The following is a 2,059-nucleotide window of genomic DNA, read 5'->3' as shown; positions in this document are numbered from 1 at the left end:
TGTTGCTGTTTTTCCACAAAAGAAGATTCCGCCGAAATCCGCATGAGAACTTGACCAAGGGATTTGTTTCCTAATTTTCTGAGATTTTCAACACTAATTCTATGTAGTTTGGTTGTTTCCAAAGTCACAACTTCTAATTCGTTGGGGGCTTGGGTAATTACTGACATATAATCGCAACAAAATTGTCCGTCAAAGGCAAAATCCAAGCAGACAAAATTGTTTTCTTTCCACAAGAAAACTCCAACACTTCCTTTTTCTATGAAGTAAAAATATTTTTCTGAACTCCCTTGTTTCTTAAGGGTTTCATCTTTTTTATGAATAGAGGTTTCGCACAGTTCAGCGAATTCCTCCCAGGCTTCTATAGGCGCTTCAAAATAGGCGTCAAAAGCCTTTTTCAATTGACTTGAAAGGCTCTGCATTTTCGTAAATAGTTTTTGATTGTCTTTTGCAGAAATTGCACCACGACAACAGATGGTTTTATTTTTCCTAAAGCCAGTATAGTTAAAAAATATTACATACGCGAATTTAGGGTAGGTGATTATGAGTGTTTTAGGTTATTTATATGATAAGTGATTTGATTTCTGGGATGAAAGGTAGGAGTGCATGTCTCCATTTCGATTTTAAAAGGTGACTCGGGGAATGCTATCTACTGCGCTTATCGAAGAATACGCAGTAGATTAGGGTATCTATTTTTGTTCTTTTCTTTATTTGTTTTAATCGCAAAGATCAGGGGGAGTATAAAGTTTATTATCGTTATGATGCTTAAGAACGCAAATGCATAGTCAAAATAGGTAGGGTAGAAGATGATGAGTACCATGCAAAGTACACACAGCGTGGTCCAAACGATTTGGAAGTTGAGTATGTTTTTTCCTAAGCTATCAAGTCCTTCAATTTTGTCTTTTTTACTTACCCATAATATGAGTGGAAGAATTATATTTCCCAAAGGGACAACAAAAAAAGAAAGCACAGAAAGATGGACAAGGCTTAAATAATTTAGGTCCTTTTCTTTACCGTAACTCATGATTTCTTCAGTGTTCGTTTCAAGCGCTTCACATATTAATTGCAAAGTTTTACCTCGTGGATTGTTGCTGTTGTTTTCTATGCGTTGTATCGTGCGTAGATTAACTTGAGCAGCTTCTGCTAGTTCTTCTTGTGAGTATCCTTTTAGCTTTCTAAGGCTTTTGATTTTATTTCCGATTTGGCTCATGGTTATACGTTTAAATTGAGGGTGCAATTATAGTTAGATTTCCACGTAATTTCTAACGGTTTTAATGCGACATGTTTACGACATTTATGTCTAAGCCTTGATTTTATTGGATTTCACGTATAGCGTTAAATACTTTTGGATACACGTTTCCAAAGGTATTTGGGGTAAGAACATGATGAATGTTTTGGAATTGAAAAAATTTTATAGTCTTATCCCTGTTGAAATACCAATCGATAACATGTTTCGATTAATTGGGGTTGATTTTGCTAACCCTAATATTCCGAATTGTGCATTGGGTTGGATGTAAAAGCTGAAATTTTCTTTTTGAATCACATCAAAACCAAGCCCTATGTTGGTGGATAAATTGATCTTTCTGAACTCAGTTGAGTTGTCATTTTTAGTGTTTCTTTCTGTTGCTTTTTCTGGATAATACAAAACGCTTGTTCGGGTATTGGATATGTTTACAATTCCACTTAATCCAAATACACCGTAAAACCTATTGTTGAATAAGTGTCTGTAATAGATAGGGATTTCTAAATTATGATGATTGTATATAGACTTGGCATGACTGGGTTGATAAGGGTCATAAACGGGTTCACCTGTTGTAGGATTGATGCTGAAAATTAAAGCTTGTTTTTTTGTTTGTTCACCGTTATTCTGGTAACCTAGTCCGAAGCCTAGAAAAGCGTTATGTTTAAGTGTGTATTCTACTAAAATAGAAGTACTAGCCGATGGTTTCCAAGTTTCAATATTTTTAAAAAGCTCACCTGCAGAAGAGCTACTTTCATCATAACTCAATATACCCATTGAAAAATTTGGAAAAACATTTACACCCAAGCTAAACTTACTTTC

General features: G+C 34.9%; 3 protein-coding genes. All 3 read right to left on the bottom strand.

Annotation, left to right across the window (positions count from 1 at the left end; genetic code table 11):
• Nucleotides 1–419, bottom strand: a 419-nt coding sequence (locus AC22ZQ_RS14305) for a Crp/Fnr family transcriptional regulator (RefSeq protein ID WP_318959434.1), incomplete at its 3' end; no start/stop codon positions are given.
• A gap of 236 nt (nucleotides 420–655) precedes the next feature.
• Nucleotides 656–1,207 carry a helix-turn-helix domain-containing protein gene (locus AC22ZQ_RS14300; protein ID WP_318959433.1) on the bottom strand — a complete coding sequence of 184 codons (552 nt, stop codon included), beginning with the start codon at nucleotides 1,205–1,207 and terminating at the stop codon, nucleotides 656–658.
• A 201-nt stretch (nucleotides 1,208–1,408) separates the two neighbouring features.
• Nucleotides 1,409–2,059, bottom strand: a 651-nt coding sequence (locus AC22ZQ_RS14295) for an outer membrane beta-barrel protein (protein ID WP_318959432.1), incomplete at its 5' end; no start/stop codon positions are given.

It is taken from the genome of Lishizhenia sp., from assembly GCF_057456495.1.
This window is presented reverse-complemented; position numbering and strand designations above follow the sequence as displayed.

What these genes read in the sequence shown, in the direction of transcription:
- AC22ZQ_RS14300 (WP_318959433.1), bottom strand. Translation starts at nt 1,207, where the DNA reads ATGAGCCAAATCGGAAATAAAATCAAAAGCCTTAGAAAGCTAAAAGGA.